Source organism: Burkholderia sp. HI2500 (genome assembly GCF_002223055.1).
Classification (GTDB): domain Bacteria; phylum Pseudomonadota; class Gammaproteobacteria; order Burkholderiales; family Burkholderiaceae; genus Burkholderia.
The window spans coordinates 1,125,583-1,140,115 of the sequence record NZ_NKFL01000004.1 but is presented as its reverse complement, the minus strand read 5'-3'; the positions used below and the strand labels follow the sequence as shown (position 1 = coordinate 1,140,115).

Here is a 14,533-nt window from a genome sequence, read left to right as displayed (position 1 = left end):
GCGCCCCGCTCACGCGGGGCGCGGCGGCCGCGCGTGCGGATCGGGCACGGCGCCCGGCGCCTGCCCCGGCATCGCCGTCGGCTGCGCACCCGCGAGCCGGTGCGCGGCGATCAGCGTCGCGAGCGACACGTCGAAGCGGTCGCTCGACAGCACCGCGAGCAACGCAGCACCATCCACGTGGCTGCGGCGCCGCTGCAGCTGGTAGGTGAGTTCCGTGCGGTCGATCACCAGCACGTCAAACAGCTGCGCAAGCGTCAGCTGCTCCGGGTTCGCGAGCAGGATGTAGCGCGGCGTGGTCTCGCCGCCGCCGTCGAGCCGCGCAATCCATTCCCGCTCCTCCATCGTCGTCAGCAGGCGCTGCGCGGTTTCCATGTCGCAGCGCAACATGGTCGCGAGCCGCAGCGCCGTGTAGCCGCGCTTGCCGGCCGTGCGCGCCTCGGCCAGCCGCGCGAGCATTTCCAGCGCGTCGAGCAGGTCGCTGCCCGGGTAGTGGATGCGGTGGAACTGGCCGACGCGGATCGCCGGCAGCGCGGACGCCACCATCGCGCCGAGCAACGCGATGAACCAGCTCAGGTACACCCACAACAGGAACACGGGCAGCGCCGCGAACGCGCCATAGACGGCCGTATAGGTCGGAATACGCCGCACGTAGTAGCCGAAGCCGCGCTTCGCGAGCTCGAACGCGACGGCCGCGAACAGCCCGCCGATCACCGCGTCGCGCCATGCAACCGTGCAGTTCGGCAGGTACACGTACAGCAGCGTGAACGCGAGCACCGTCAACGGCAGCGAGACGAGCGCGAGCAGCCACTCGACGATCGACGTGGACGGCGCGGCGCCCGTAAACGCCAGCGACTGCGTGAACAGGTACGACGAGATCGACAGGCTCACGCCGAACAGCAACGGGCCGAGCGTGATCAGCGCCCAGTACGCGAGCACGCGCTGCGCGAACGGCCGCGGCTTGCGCACCCGCCAGATCAGGTTGAACGCCGATTCGATCGTCATCATCGTCATCACCGACGTGACGACGAGCACGATCAGGCCGGCCGTCGTCAGCCCCTTCGCCTTCGACGCGAACTGGTTCAGGTACTTGAAGATCTGGACGTTGAACTGCGCGGGCATCAGGTGATCCGCGAGGAACCCCTGCAGCGAGATCTGGAACGACGCGAACATCGGGAACGCGGTGAACAGCGCGAACGCGACCGTCACGAGCGGCACGAGCGCCAGCATCGTCGTGAACGTGAGGCTGCCCGCCACTTGCGGGATGCGATCCTCGGCGCTGCGCCGGGCCGCGAACTGCGCGAGGCGCTTGATGGTGTCGAGATCGACGCTCAACTTCGGCAAACGACTTCTCCTTCTTGATGCCGCGCGCCCGACGGCGCGCCGCCGTCGCGCTGCGCGACGGCTTCAGCCCCTATAATAGCCGCTCGATTCCAGCAGGGGCCGACTGCACCGGGCACGCGCGCGGCCGCACGCGGCTCCGTCGCCCATGAAAGACATCCTCGTCCTCTATTACAGCCGCCACGGCGCCACGCGCGATCTCGCGCTCGCGATCGCGAACGGCATCGACAGCGTGCCGGGCATGCAGGCCCGCATCCGCACCGTGCCGCCCGTGTCGGCCGTCTGCGAAGCCACTGCCCCCGACATCCCCGCCGACGGCCCGCCGTACGCGGAACTGCGGGATCTCGAGGAGTGCGCGGGCCTCGCGCTCGGCTCGCCGACCCGCTTCGGCAACATGGCCGCCTCGCTCAAGTATTTCCTCGACGGCACCACACCGCAATGGCTGTCGGGCGCACTGACCGGCAAGCCGGCCTGCGTGTTCACGTCGACGGGCAGCCTGCACGGCGGCCAGGAATCGACGTTGCTGTCGATGATGCTGCCGCTGCTCCATCACGGGATGATGATCGTCGGGATCCCGTACACGGAATCCGCGCTCACCACGACGCGCACCGGCGGTACGCCGTACGGCGCGTCGCACGTCGCGCAGCACGATCGCTCGGCAGCCGCCGGGCTGTCGGCAGACGAAAAGGCGCTCGCGGCCGCGCTCGGCGTGCGGCTCGCGCGCGCGGCGGCCGCCCTGTCCAGCGCCCAGGCCGCCGAGACCGCATGAACGCCCCCGCCCGCCCCGCCGTCGCGGCCCGGCCGCGCCACGCGCTGGTCGCCACCGCGTGCCTCGTCGCACTGATCGCGCTGTCGCTCGCGTGGGAGCTGTGGCTCGCGCCGCTGCGCCCGGGCGGCTCCGCGCTGATGCTCAAGGCGATCCCGCTCGCGCTCGCGCTGCCCGGCGTCTGGCGGCGTAACATCTATACGATGCAGTGGGCGAGCATGCTGATACTCGTCTATTTCGCCGAAGGCGTCGTGCGCGGCATGTCCGATCGCGGGCTGTCCGCGACGCTCGGCTGGTGCGAGACCGCGCTCGCCGTCGTCTTCTTCGTGGCGGCGCTGGCGTACGTCGCGCCGTTCAAGCGCGCGGCGAAAAAGTCGCGCGCCGCGTCCTGACCCTTACGCGACAAGGTGATGATGTCCTCCGAAGCTTTCGTTTCCGCGTGCCGTGACGCGATCGGCGCCGATCATGTGCTGACCGACCCGCACGACACCGAACCGTTCCTGACCGACTGGCGCCGCCGCTACAAGGGTGCCGCGTGCGCGGTGCTGAAGCCCGCGAACACCGCCGAAGTCGCCGCGCTCGTCAAGCTGGCCAACGCACACGGCATCGCGCTCGTGCCGCAAGGCGGCAACACGGGCCTGGCCGGCGGCGCCACGCCCGACGCGAGCGGCAGCCAGGCCGTGCTGAGCGTCGCGCGCCTGAACCGCGTGCGCGCGCTCGATCCGCACAACAACACGATCACCGTCGAAGCCGGCGTGATCCTCGCCGACGTGCAGGCGCGCGCCCGCGAAGGCGACCGGCTGTTCGCGCTGAGCCTCGCGGCGGAAGGCAGCTGCACGATCGGCGGCAACCTGTCGACCAACGCGGGCGGCACCGCGGTGCTGCGCTACGGCAACGCGCGCGAGCTGTGTCTCGGGCTCGAGGTCGTGACGCCGCAAGGTGAAATCTGGGACGGCCTGCGCGGGCTGCGCAAGGACAATACGGGCTACGACCTGCGCGACCTGTTCATCGGCGCGGAAGGCACGCTCGGGATCATCACGGCGGCCGTGATGAAGCTGCATCCGCTGCCGGCCGCGCAGGTCACCGCCCTCGCCGCGCTCGAATCGCCGCACGCGGCGCTCGATTTCCTCGCCCTCGCGCAGCGCGCGGCCGGGCCGCTGCTGACCGGCTTCGAGCTGATGTCGGACTTCTGCATGCAGCTCGTCGGCAAGCACTACCCGCAGCTGCGCTACCCGTTCGCGCAGACGCATGCGCAGACGGTGCTGCTCGAACTGTCCGACAACGAAAGCGAAGCGCATGCGCGCGCGCTGTTCGAGAAACTGATGGAAGAAGCGTTCGAGGCCGGGCTCGTGGTCGACGCGGTGGTCGCGGAGAATCTCGCGCAGTCGCGCGCGTTCTGGGATCTGCGTGAACACATCCCGCTCGCGCAGGCCGACGAGGGGCTCAACATCAAGCACGACATCGCGGTGCCGATTTCGTCGATCGCGCGCTTCATCGACGAGACCGACGCGGCGATCCAGCAAGCCGCGCCGGGCGCGCGGATGGTCACGTTCGGTCACCTCGGCGACGGCAATCTCCACTACAACGTGCAGATGCCCGAAGGCGGCGACCCGAAAGCGTTCCTAGCCACGTTCCAGGCGCCGATCAACCGGATCGTCTACGACAACGTGCATCGCCACCACGGCACGATCAGCGCGGAGCACGGCATCGGCCAGTTGAAGATCGACGACGCGCAGCGTTACAAGTCGCCGGTCGAAACGACGCTGATGCGCACGCTGAAGACCGCGCTCGATCCGCGCGGCCTGATGAATCCCGGCAAGGTCCTGCGCTGAAGCCGTCCACTCCGGAGCCACACCCGTGAAAGTCCGCGTCCTGTCCGACCTGCATCTCGAAAGCAACCTGCCCGACGCGATCCCGCATGCCGACGCGGATCTCGTCGTGCTCGCCGGCGACATCCACAATCACGCGGAAGGCCTGCGCTGGGCCGCCGAAACGTTCGATCCCGCGGTGCCGGTGATCTACGTGCCGGGCAACCACGAGTACTACGACGGGGAATTCGGCGCGCTGGAGTCGGCAATGCGCGATGCGGCGCAGGCGCTCGACAACGTGCATTACCTGAACAACGACGTCTACGTCGATCCCGGGCAGCGCTACCGCGTGCTCGGCACGACGCTCTGGGCCGATTTTTCGCTGTTCGGCGCCGACGAAGCCAGCCTTGCCGGTTCGATCGAGGCCGGGCAGCGCGTAATGCTCGATTTCAAGGGATTGATCCAGGTGACCTGGCCGCACGATGCGGCGCTGCATGGGGCGCCGGGCACGCCGGAGCGGGATTTCTCGCCGGCGGACGCGATCGCGCTGCATCGACGCAGCCGCGCGTGGCTCGAAGCGCAGCTCGCCACACCGTTCGCGGGCCAGACGATCGTCGTGACCCACCATGCGCCGCACCGGCGCTCGCTGGCGGAGCGCTATGCGGAAGATCTTGCGTCGGCGGGATTCGTAACGGACATGGCGGAGCTCGTGCAGCCGCCGGTCAATCTGTGGCTCCACGGCCACACGCATACGTCATTCGACTATGTGGCGGACGGCGGCACGCGCGTGGTGTGCAATCCGCGCGGCTACATCCACCGGCGCACCGGCGAACTGGAAAATACCGCGTTCGCATGGGACAAGGTCGTCGAGCTCGGCTGAACGCCGGCCCGCGCGGCCGCGTTGCGCGGCCTTTTTCAACCCGGAGCGTGACGGCCGGATCAGCGGCCGGGGCGGCGTTGCTCGCGCACCCGCACCGGCACCGGCTTCATCTGCGCCTTCGCCTTCATCGCGCGCAGCAGGTCGCGGGTCGCCGCGGCGGCCGCGGCCGCGCCCAGCAGGACTCCAAGGCCGATCATCAGGTGCGTATCCATTGCTACTCCGGGGTTGCGTATCTCGTTAATTCCCACAGTATCAAACTGTCTGACACGCGTTCGTAAAAAAATGTTGCGTGAAGGACAAATCTCGTCAGATCGCGGTCAACCGCGCTGTCATGTCGCACGCGTGTACTGCTCGAGCGCGGCTTCGTCGGCGGCGAGCGTGGCCGGCAGTTCGTCGCGCAGGAAATCGACCCAGGTGCGAATTTTCGCGTCGAGGTACTGGCGCGACGGATACAGCGCGTAGATGTTCATCACGTGCGACCGGTACTCGGGCATCACGCGCACGATGTGCCCGCTGCGCAGCCAGCCGATCGCCGAATAGAGCGGCAGACCGCCGATCCCCATCCCTTCCCGCACGGCCACCGCGAGCGCCTCGGCGACGTTCACGCGAAACGGTGGCGCCGTGACCGGCACGACCTCGTCGCCGTTCGGCCCCGATAGCGCCCATTCGTCGAAGTGAAAGCCCGGCGCGATCATCCCGAGGCACACATGCTGCGCGAGGTCGGCCGGCCGCTGCGGCACGCCGTGCGACTCGACATACCCGGGCGATGCGCACACGACGCTGTAGCTCACACCGAGCCGCTGCGACACGAGCCCCGAATCCGGCAGGTCGCGGCCGACGACGATCGCGACGTCATACCCCTCGTCGAGCAAATCGGGCATCCGCTGCGCGAGGGTCAGCTCGACGTGCACGTCCGGGTAGCGCTCGCGATAGCGCGCGATGGCCGGCACCAGGTAGTGCTGGCCGAGGCTCGTGAAGCAATGCACCTTCAGCTTGCCCGACGGGCGCGCATGCGCGTCGCCCGCCTCGGCTTCGGCCTGGTCGACATACGCGAGGATCTCTTCGCAGCGCTGCAGGTAGCGCTCGCCGGCTTCGGTCAGCGCGATCCGGCGCGTCGTGCGGTTCAGGAGACGCGTGCGCAGGTGCGCCTCTAGGTCCGAGACCGCGCGCGACGCGTAGGCGGTAGTCGAATTCATCTGCTGGGCGGCCGCGGTAAAACTTCCCGCGTCGACCACGCGGACGAACACCCGCATGTTTTGTAACGTATCCATCCCATTACCCGTTTGAATCCGGACGGATTGTTGCACAGAGGCGAACAAGTATTGTCTCAGGATTCGTAAAAATGACTTGCACCCTTGTCCATTTATTCAGGAATCACTGAAAAATATAATCGCATCCGACTCATCTATATCCGAAAGGGAGAAAATCGTGCAGTCTCCGGCGACAAAAGGGACGCTCGCACTGGCGGTTCTTGCAGTCTCATTAATAATGGCCGGATGCGCGAGCATGGGCGACAACAAGCCGCAGTCGGCCCGCATCGAGGCGAACGCGCTCGATGCCGGCGCTGCGATCCGCGCGGCCGACCGTGACGCGGGCTGGCCCGCGGCCGACTGGTGGCGCGCCTACCGCGATCCGCAACTCGACGCCTGGATCGCCAACGCCCAGGCCGGCAACCCGACGCTCGCGGCCGCCGAGGCACGGGTACGCGAAGCGCAGGCGATGGCGCGCGTGGCCCGCTCGGCCGAGCTGCCGCAGATCAACGGCAACCTGTCGCTGATGCGCCAGCACTGGCCGGACAACGTGTACTACGGCCCCGGCCCGCTCGCGAACACCGATACCTGGAACAACACCGGCACGCTCGGCCTGTCGTACCACCTCGACCTGTGGGGCAAGGACAAGAACGCGACCGAGCGCGCGCTCGACACCGCGCATGCAACCGCCGCCGACGCGCGGGCGGCCAAGCTCGAGCTCGAAGTCAACGTCGTGCGCGCGTACGTCGGCATGTCGATGAACTACGCGTTGCTCGACCTCGCGCACGAAACGTTCGAACGCCAGCGTTCGCTCGCCGATCTGGCGCGCAAGCGGCTGCAGGCCGGCCTCGGCACTCAGCTCGAAGTGAGCCAGGCGGAATCGACGCTGCCCGATTATGAGCGCCAGATCGACAGCTATGAGGAAGCGATCCAGCTCGCACGGCATCAGCTCGCCGCGCTGGCCGGCAAGGGCCCCGGCGCGGGCGATGCGATCAAGCGGCCGCAGCTGTCGCTCGACGCACCGGCCGGCCTGCCGTCGGCGATGCCGGCCGACCTGCTCGGCCGCCGCCCCGACGTCGTCGCGGCGCGCTGGACGGTCGACGCGCAGGCGCGCGGCATCGATGTCGCGAAGGCGTCGTTCTACCCGAACATCGACCTGCTCGCGACGGTCGGCGGCTTCGGCGTGACCGCGCCGTTCACCGACTTCCTGCGCGCGATGAACGGCGGCTGGACGGCCGGCCCCGCGCTGTCGCTGCCGATCTTCGAAGGCGGCAGGCTGCGGGCGCAGCTCGGCGCCGCGAATGCCGGCTACGACCAGGCGGTCGAGCGCTACAACCAGACGATCGTCGGCGCGCTCAAGGACATCGCCGACCAGGTCGTGCGGATCCGTTCGCTCGATACGCAGAAGAAGGACGCCGCACGCTCGGTGGCCGCCAACGACCGCAGCTACCAGCTGTCGCGCGAAGGCTTCCGCCGCGGGCTGACCGACTACGTGAACGTGCTGGTCGCGCAGCAGCAGTTGCTGCGCGCGCAGGAAACGGCCGCCCGCATCGATGCGGAACGCCTCGCCGCGCATGCGCAGTTGATGGCCGCGCTCGGCGGTGGGGTCGAGACGGGTACGGACGTTCGGGGCGGCCATCCACAGGGCGGCCATCCGTCGCACGACGGATCCGCCACAGGCGCAGCCGCGCCTGCCGCCGCGTCGGGCGCGAAGCCCGTGGCAGCCGTCGCCCGGCCCGCGCAGGTGGCCGCCGCCGGTGCGTCCGGCGTGCCGGCCGCACGGTAACGCGGAGCGACGCCATGTCAGCCTCCTCCCCCGCTTCCACACCCGCCGGCGGCCCGTTCGCGGCCTGGACCGCCGCGTTCGGCGACTGGGCCCGCACCGACGGCGCCGCGTGGCTCTACCTGTTCAAGGCGCTGCTCGCGACCTTCATCGCGCTCGGCGTGTCGATGCGGCTCGACCTGCCGGCACCGAAGACGGCGATGACGACCGTCTTCATCGTGATGCAGCCGCAAAGCGGCGCCGTGCTCGCGAAGAGCTTCTACCGGGTCGCCGGCACGATCTTCGGGCTCATCGCGACGCTCACGTTCGTCGGGCTGTTCCCGCAGCAGCCGCAGCTGTTCCTGCTGGCGATCGCCATCTGGATCGCGCTGTGCACCGCCGGCGCGGCACGCAACCGCAACTTCCGCAGCTACGGCTTCCTGCTCGCCGGCTATACGACCGCGCTGATCGGCCTGCCCGCGTCGCAGCACCCGGACGGCGCATTCATGAGCGCGATGACGCGCGTCTCGGAAGTCATCATCGGGATCGTGTCGGCCGGCGTGGTCAGCGCGCTCGTGTTTCCGCAATACACCGGCGAGCAGATGCGCACGACGGTGCGCAAGCGCTTCGGCAGCTTCGTCGACTACGTCGCGTCGGCGCTGTCGGGCCAGCTCGACCGCGCGCACATCGAGACGATCCACACGCGCTTCGTCGCCGACGTGGTCGGCTTCGAGGCCGCGCGCAGCATGGCCGTGTTCGAGAATCCGGACACGCGCATGCGCAGCGGCCGGCTCGCGCGGCTGAACAGCGAGTTCATGAGCGCATCGAGCCGCTTTCACGCGCTGCATCAGTTGATGAACCGGCTGCACGCGGCCGGTGCGCAGGCCGCGATCGATGCGATCGAGCCGTATTTCCGCGAAATCGCGCCGCTGCTCACGCGCCATGGCGAACCCGTGCGCACGTCGATCGACGCCGCGCATTCGGCCGAGCAACTGCTCGCGTGGCGCGACGCGCTGCCGCGCCGCATCCGCGCGACGCGCGCGGCGCTCGAAACGCAGCCCGGCTTCCCGCTGCTCGACTTCGACACGGCCGCCGAGCTGCTGTACCGCTTCATCACCGACCTGCACGAGTACGCGGCCACCTACGCGTCGCTGTCGACCGCGACGCACGAACGCGAACGCTGGATCGAGCGCTACGAGCCGCGCACCAATGCGACGGCGATGGTGATCGCGGCGATCCGCACGGCGACCGTGATCCTGGTGCTCGGGTGGTTCTGGATCGAGACTGCGTGGCCGAGCGGCGTGACGATGACGCTGACGGCGGCGGCGACCTGCGCGCTCGCGTCGTCGACGCCGCGCCCGACCGCGATGTCCGCGCAGATGGGCATGGGCACGGCGCTCGCCGTCTGCACCGGCTTCGTGCTGATGTTCGGCATCTATCCGCACATCGACGGCTTTCCGCTGCTGTGCGTGGCGCTCGCGCCGCTGCTCGCGATCGGCATCTACATGACGCTGAAGCCGAAGCTTGCCGGGTACGGGATGGGCTACCTGATTTTCTTCTGCTTCCTCGCCGGCCCGGACAACATCACGCACTACGACCCGACGGGCTTCATGAACGACGCGCTCGCGCTGCTGCTGTCGATGCTGGTATCGGCGATCGCGTTCGCCGTGCTGTTCCCGCCGACCGCGCCGTGGCTCAAGAAGCGCCTGCTCGCCGACCTGCGTCACCAGGCCGTCGCGGCCTGCCATGCGCGGCTCGCCGGTTTGCGCACGCGCTTCGAGAGCGGCGCGCGCGACCTGATGTACCAGGCGCACACGCTGTCGGCCGACCAGCCCGACGTGCAACGTGACGCGCTGCGCTGGATGTTCGCGGTGCTCGAAACCGGCAACGCGGCCATCGACCTGCGCCACGAGCTGGCCACGCTGCCGTCCGATCCGCGCTATGCGCCGACGACGCCGTGGCGACGCGCGATCGAGACGATGCGCACCGCGCTGTCGTCGCTGTTCACCCGGCCGGACGCCGAACGCTTCGACGCCACGCTCACCGCGGTCAACGATGCGATCGATGCGACCCGGCAAACGCTCGACGCGTTCACGCCGACGCGTGAGGAACGCCACCGGCTGCAGCGGATCCTGAGCCACCTGCATTTCGTGCGCACGGCGCTGCTCGATCCCGAATCGCCGCTCGCCGCGCTCAACCGCAACCGCCCCGTGCGTCCCCAACCAGGAGCCTCGTCATGATGCCGCGTGAAATCGCCATTCTCGATGCCTACATGCCCACGGTGGTGCTGATGTTCGTCCTCGGCGCGCTCGCGACCTGGGCCGTCGACCGCCTGCTCGCCTACACGGGCCTCTACCGACTCGTCTGGCACCCGTCGCTGTTCCGGGCCTGCCTTCTCGTCTGCATTTGCGGCGGACTGAGTCTTGCCGTTTACCGTTGATTCCGAACCATCATGATTCTCAGAAAACTCTTCGGCTTCGTCGCGACCGCCGTCATCCTTCTCGTCGCGATCCTGATCGGGCGCTCGCTGTGGGTGCACTACATGGACGATCCGTGGACGCGCGACGGGCGCGTGCGCGCCGAGATCGTCAACGTCGCGCCGGACGTGTCGGGCGCGATCGTCGAGCTGCCCGTGCATGACAACCAGCTCGTCAAGAAAGGCGACCTGATCATGCAGATCGACCCGTCGCACTACCAGATCGCGGTCGAGCAGGCGCAGGCGGCCGTTGCCGCCCGCCGCGCGGAACTGCAGATGCGCCGCGACGACGCGGCGCGCCGCGCGGATCTCGATGCGCTCGTCGTGTCGAAGGAAAACCGCGAGAACGCCGCGCACAGCGCGTCGAGCGCCGATGCGCAGTACCAGCAGGCGATCGCCGCACTCGATGCCGCGAAACTCAACCTCGAGCGCACGCGCGTCGTCGCGCCGGTCGACGGCTACATCACGAACCTGCAGACCTTCAAGGGCAACTATGCGGTGGCCGGCCAGGCGAAGCTCGCGATCGTCGACAGCCATTCGTTCTGGGTCTACGGCTACTTCGAGGAAACCAAGCTGCCGCGCGTGAAGATCGGCGCGCCGGCCGAGATGCGGCTGATGAGCGGCGGCGTGATGAAGGGCCACGTCGAAAGCATCTCGCGCGGCATCTACGATCGCGACAACCCGCAGAGCCGCGATCTCGTCGCGGACGTGAACCCGACCTTCAACTGGGTGCGGCTCGCGCAGCGCGTGCCGGTGCGCATCAAGATCGACGACGTGCCGGCCGACGTGGTGCTGTCGGCGGGCACGACCTGCACGGTCATCATCGATCCGGACAAGCAGAAGAAGTCGTAAGCGCCGGATGGCCGGCGGCGCTTACGCGGCGATGCGGAAACGCCCGACCAGCGACTTCAGCGCCTGCGCCTGCTCGTCGAGCGCATTCGCGGCCGCGGCCGCCTGTTCGACGAGCGCCGCGTTCTGCTGCGTGCCGGCATCCATCTGCGTGACCGCACGGCCGATCTCCTCGATGCCGGCGCTCTGCTCGTCGGATGCCGCCGAAATCTCGCCGATGATGTCGGTCACGCGCTTCACCGCGCGCACGACGTCGCCCATCGTGCGGCCCGCATCGTGCGCGAGCGTCGCGCCGTTCGCGACGCGTTCGACCGATGCACCGATCAGCTCGCGGATCTCCTTCGCCGCGGTCGCCGAGCGCTGCGCGAGCAACCGCACCTCGCCCGCGACCACCGAAAAACCACGCCCCTGTTCGCCCGCGCGGGCGGCCTCGACCGCCGCATTCAACGCGAGAATGTTGGTCTGGAACGCGATCCCCTCGATCGTGCCGATGATGTCGCGGATGTTCTTCGCGCTGTCGTCGATCTCGCTCATCGTCGCCACCACACGCCCGACGACTTCCCCGCCCGTCTCCGCGACCGCCGACGCATTGGCCGCGAGCGCGCTCGCCTGCCGCGCGTTCTCGGCGTTCTGGCGTACGGTCGACGTGAGCTGCTCCATGCTGGCCGCGGTGCGTTCGAGCGCGACGGCCTGCTGCTCGGTACGCTTCGACAGGTCGAGGTTGCCGGTGGAGATCTCGCCCGACGCCGCCGCGATCGCCTCGGCGCTGACGGCGATCTCGCCGACGGTCGCCGCGAGCCCGGTCTGCATCTCGGCCAGCGCACGCACCATGCTGTCGCGGTCGTGCCGGCCCAGCGTGATCGGGCGCGTCAGGTCGCCGCGCGCGATGTCCGCGGCGATTGCCTTCGCGTGCGCGGGCTCGCCGCCGAGCTGCGACGCGAGACGGCGCACGACGCGCTCGGCGATCACGATCGCGAGCACGATCAGCGCAACCGTCATCGCCGCGATCATCGCGAACGACGACGAGAAAATGGTGGCGGACGCATCGAGCGTCGCCTTCGACTTCGCGCCGCGCGTCTTTACGAGTTCGGCGACGAGTTTCTCGAGCTTGCCGGTTTCGACCAGCAGCGACACGTCCTGCGTGCCGACCTGCCAGTTCATCTGCGACAGGTCGAGCGGCTGCGCACGCACGAGTTCGACGAAATCGCGCAGATGCGCGCTCCAGGTGCCGACCGCCGTCGAGAACGCGTGCAGCCGCGCCGAATCGTCGGCGTCGGCCGGATCCGCGTAGCGCTGCAGCGTGCCGAGCGCCTGGCCGATCGACGCGAGCCCCGCACCCACGTCGGCGCCCAGTTCGTCGCGCTCCTTCGCGGTGGTCGCGGTCAGCAGCATCTTCTGGGCACGGCTCGCGCGCAGCACTTCGGCCCGAACCTCCGCGGCCGCGCGGCTCGCGACGTGGCCCTGCTCGTAGACCGACGCGATCGACGCATTCAGCCGGCTGATCTGCCAGAGCGAAAACATGCCGATCGCCAGCGTGCCGGCGAGCAGGATCGCGAAGGCGGCGCGCAACGTCGCCTTGACGGTCCACGGCCGGCGCTCGCGACGCGCCACGCGCAGGCGCCGTGCGGCGCGGCCGGCGGCAACGTCGGGGGCGGCGGCGGCCGCACCCGGCTGTGGATGCAAAGATGCTGCTTTCATCGAACTATCCCCGTATTGATCACGCGGCCGGAAAGGTCGGTCCCGGCATTCCCGCGATGGCTGGCCTTGCCGCGCGTCCTGCGCCCGCACCGGCGGATAGCCGGTGCCGGGCGCGGCGCGCCTGTTGTCATTGGGTCGTTCTACGGCCGCCACCGCCGTTTCTTGAGTCCGGGAAACCACGCACCGGCCCCGGGCGCGCCCTCCCATGACGGGCAGGCGCGCCGCCAGCGTTATACCCGGTCAAAAAAACGCGCACCTGACGATCCATCAGATGAATGTCCGATTCACGATAAAAGTTGTCCGGACATTCTCGATACGCCACATTACACTTCTTTGACGCAGCAACGAATCAAGACGCGCCAATCCCCAGCAGAGCGCGCCCGCCACCTCAACTCGTTCAGCTCTCACATGGAAACCAGCCTCGACACCGGCTCCGCCGGCGCAGCCGCCGCCCAGCCATCCACGCCCCCCGTCGCCCGCACCGTGTACCCGGTGCTCGGCGCGATCAGCTTCTCGCACATGCTCAACGACATGATCCAGTCGTTGATCCTCGCGATCTATCCGATGCTCAAGAGCCAGTTCGCGCTGTCGTTCGCGCAGATCGGCCTGATCACGCTCACCTACCAGATCACCGCGTCGCTGCTGCAGCCGCTCATCGGCCTCTATACCGACAAGCGTCCGAAACCGTATTCACTGCCGGTCGGCATGGGCTTCACGCTCGCGGGGCTGCTGCTGATGTCGGTCGCGCCGAATTTCCCGATGCTGCTGGTGGCCGCCGCGCTCGTCGGCTGCGGCTCGTCGGTATTCCATCCCGAGTCGTCGCGCGTCGCGCGGATGGCGTCGGGCGGCCAGCACGGGCTCGCGCAGTCGGTGTTCCAGGTCGGCGGAAACGCGGGCTCCGCGCTCGGGCCGTTGCTCGCCGCGCTGGTGATCATTCCGCACGGCCAGCACAGCATCGCGTGGTTCTCGGCGGCCGCGCTCGTCGCGATGATCGTGCTCACGCAGATCGGCCACTGGTACAAGAAGCATCCGTCGATGAAGAAGAAGGCCGCGGCGGCCGGCCACCCGACGCTGTCGCGCGGCCGCGTGCTGGGCGCGATCGGCGTGCTGGTGCTGCTCGTGTTCTCGAAATACTTCTACCTCGCGAGCATCAACAGCTATTTCACGTTCTACCTGATCGACAAGTTCCACCTGTCGGTGCAGGCCGCGCAGATCCACCTGTTCGTGTTCCTCGCGGCCGTGGCGGCCGGCACGCTGATCGGCGGGCCGGTGGGCGACCGGATCGGCCGCAAGTACGTGATCTGGGTGTCGATCCTCGGCGTCGCGCCGTTCACGATGCTGCTGCCGTACGCAAACCTGTTCTGGACCAGCGTGCTGACCGTGATCATCGGCGTCGTGCTCGCGTCGGCGTTCGCCGCGATCCTCGTCTATGCGACGGAGCTGATGCCCGGCAAGGTCGGGATGGTCGCAGGCCTGTTCTTCGGCTTCGCGTTCGGTCTCGGTGGGGTCGGCGCGGCCGTGCTCGGCCAGCTCGCGGACGCGACGAGCATCCCGTTCGTCTACAAGGTGTGCTCGTTCCTGCCGCTGATCGGCGTGCTCACCGTGTTCCTGCCGAACCTCGAAAGCAGCCGGCGCAAGCAGGCGTGACGCACCGGCCGCGGCGTGCGCGCCGCGGCCGGTCGAACGGCTCGAAGGAAGGAATGAAG

At 68.7% G+C, this 14,533-nt stretch carries 13 protein-coding genes; 9 read left to right on the top strand and 4 right to left on the bottom strand.

All coding sequences use genetic code 11. From position 1 onward, the window contains the following. Positions 1 to 9: 9 nt before the first annotated feature. Complete coding sequence (locus CFB45_RS07950; RefSeq protein WP_089425192.1) at positions 10 to 1,341, bottom strand: YihY family inner membrane protein; 1,332 nt, start codon at positions 1,339 to 1,341, stop codon at positions 10 to 12. Between the two features lie 145 nt (positions 1,342 to 1,486). Between CFB45_RS07950 and wrbA the strand changes: the two genes are divergently transcribed. From wrbA to CFB45_RS07930, 4 genes are read left to right on the top strand one after another with little or no spacing between them, the layout of a single operon-like run. Further along, positions 1,487 to 2,107, top strand: coding sequence for an NAD(P)H:quinone oxidoreductase (gene wrbA / locus CFB45_RS07945; RefSeq protein WP_089425191.1), 621 nt, complete (start codon positions 1,487 to 1,489; stop codon positions 2,105 to 2,107). Then, positions 2,104 to 2,496: a DUF2069 domain-containing protein gene (locus CFB45_RS07940; RefSeq protein WP_089425190.1), complete on the top strand. Its 393-nt coding sequence runs from the start codon at positions 2,104 to 2,106 to the stop codon at positions 2,494 to 2,496. The genes wrbA and CFB45_RS07940 overlap by 4 nt, the downstream gene beginning before the upstream one ends. 18 nt (positions 2,497 to 2,514) lie before the next feature. Next, positions 2,515 to 3,936 (top strand): FAD-binding oxidoreductase, encoded by a 1,422-nt coding sequence (locus CFB45_RS07935; RefSeq protein ID WP_089425189.1) that lies wholly within the window; start codon positions 2,515 to 2,517, stop codon positions 3,934 to 3,936. A gap of 25 nt (positions 3,937 to 3,961) precedes the next feature. Further along, positions 3,962 to 4,792, top strand: a complete 831-nt coding sequence (locus tag CFB45_RS07930; RefSeq protein WP_089425188.1) for a metallophosphoesterase — start codon at positions 3,962 to 3,964, stop codon at positions 4,790 to 4,792. Between the two features lie 59 nt (positions 4,793 to 4,851). On the opposite strand, the gene CFB45_RS38965 is transcribed toward CFB45_RS07930, so the two are convergent. Both CFB45_RS38965 and CFB45_RS07925 read right to left on the bottom strand, forming a co-directional pair. After that, positions 4,852 to 5,004: a hypothetical protein gene (locus CFB45_RS38965; RefSeq protein WP_163008969.1), complete on the bottom strand. Its 153-nt coding sequence runs from the start codon at positions 5,002 to 5,004 to the stop codon at positions 4,852 to 4,854. A gap of 117 nt (positions 5,005 to 5,121) precedes the next feature. Further along, on the bottom strand, positions 5,122 to 6,063 hold the full coding sequence (locus CFB45_RS07925; RefSeq protein WP_089425187.1) for a LysR family transcriptional regulator: 942 nt from the start codon (positions 6,061 to 6,063) through the stop codon (positions 5,122 to 5,124). A 157-nt stretch (positions 6,064 to 6,220) separates the two neighbouring features. Here CFB45_RS07925 and CFB45_RS07920 point away from each other — a divergent pair, with 157 nt between their 5' ends. From CFB45_RS07920 to CFB45_RS07905, 4 genes are read left to right on the top strand one after another with little or no spacing between them, the layout of a single operon-like run. Next, complete coding sequence (locus CFB45_RS07920) at positions 6,221 to 7,828, top strand: efflux transporter outer membrane subunit (protein ID WP_089425186.1); 1,608 nt, start codon at positions 6,221 to 6,223, stop codon at positions 7,826 to 7,828. Between the two features lie 14 nt (positions 7,829 to 7,842). Continuing rightward, entirely contained in the window at positions 7,843 to 10,044 is a 2,202-nt protein-coding gene (locus CFB45_RS07915; protein WP_089425185.1) for an FUSC family protein, read from the top strand. Beyond that, complete coding sequence (locus CFB45_RS07910) at positions 10,041 to 10,244, top strand: DUF1656 domain-containing protein (protein WP_011351756.1); 204 nt, start codon at positions 10,041 to 10,043, stop codon at positions 10,242 to 10,244. The genes CFB45_RS07915 and CFB45_RS07910 overlap by 4 nt, the downstream gene beginning before the upstream one ends. Positions 10,245 to 10,256: 12 nt before the next feature. After that, positions 10,257 to 11,132 (top strand): efflux RND transporter periplasmic adaptor subunit, encoded by an 876-nt coding sequence (locus CFB45_RS07905; RefSeq protein ID WP_011351755.1) that lies wholly within the window; start codon positions 10,257 to 10,259, stop codon positions 11,130 to 11,132. Positions 11,133 to 11,153: 21 nt separating this feature from the next. Here CFB45_RS07905 and CFB45_RS07900 read toward each other — a convergent pair whose 3' ends face one another. Next, positions 11,154 to 12,827, bottom strand: a complete 1,674-nt coding sequence (locus CFB45_RS07900; RefSeq protein ID WP_089425184.1) for a methyl-accepting chemotaxis protein — start codon at positions 12,825 to 12,827, stop codon at positions 11,154 to 11,156. A gap of 408 nt (positions 12,828 to 13,235) precedes the next feature. Between CFB45_RS07900 and CFB45_RS07895 the strand changes: the two genes are divergently transcribed. Then, positions 13,236 to 14,474 (top strand): MFS transporter, encoded by a 1,239-nt coding sequence (locus tag CFB45_RS07895; RefSeq protein WP_089425183.1) that lies wholly within the window; start codon positions 13,236 to 13,238, stop codon positions 14,472 to 14,474. Positions 14,475 to 14,533: the final 59 nt, after the last annotated feature.

What these genes read in the sequence shown, in the direction of transcription:
- CFB45_RS07910 (WP_011351756.1), top strand. Translation starts at nt 10,041, where the DNA reads ATGATGCCGCGTGAAATCGCCATTCTCGATGCCTACATGCCCACGGTG.
- CFB45_RS07900 (WP_089425184.1), bottom strand. Translation starts at nt 12,827, where the DNA reads ATGAAAGCAGCATCTTTGCATCCACAGCCGGGTGCGGCCGCCGCCGCC.
- CFB45_RS07915 (WP_089425185.1), top strand. Translation starts at nt 7,843, where the DNA reads ATGTCAGCCTCCTCCCCCGCTTCCACACCCGCCGGCGGCCCGTTCGCG.
- CFB45_RS07895 (WP_089425183.1), top strand. Translation starts at nt 13,236, where the DNA reads ATGGAAACCAGCCTCGACACCGGCTCCGCCGGCGCAGCCGCCGCCCAG.
- CFB45_RS38965 (WP_163008969.1), bottom strand. Translation starts at nt 5,004, where the DNA reads ATGGATACGCACCTGATGATCGGCCTTGGAGTCCTGCTGGGCGCGGCC.
- CFB45_RS07940 (WP_089425190.1), top strand. Translation starts at nt 2,104, where the DNA reads ATGAACGCCCCCGCCCGCCCCGCCGTCGCGGCCCGGCCGCGCCACGCG.
- CFB45_RS07925 (WP_089425187.1), bottom strand. Translation starts at nt 6,063, where the DNA reads ATGGATACGTTACAAAACATGCGGGTGTTCGTCCGCGTGGTCGACGCG.
- CFB45_RS07935 (WP_089425189.1), top strand. Translation starts at nt 2,515, where the DNA reads ATGATGTCCTCCGAAGCTTTCGTTTCCGCGTGCCGTGACGCGATCGGC.
- wrbA (WP_089425191.1), top strand. Translation starts at nt 1,487, where the DNA reads ATGAAAGACATCCTCGTCCTCTATTACAGCCGCCACGGCGCCACGCGC.
- CFB45_RS07905 (WP_011351755.1), top strand. Translation starts at nt 10,257, where the DNA reads ATGATTCTCAGAAAACTCTTCGGCTTCGTCGCGACCGCCGTCATCCTT.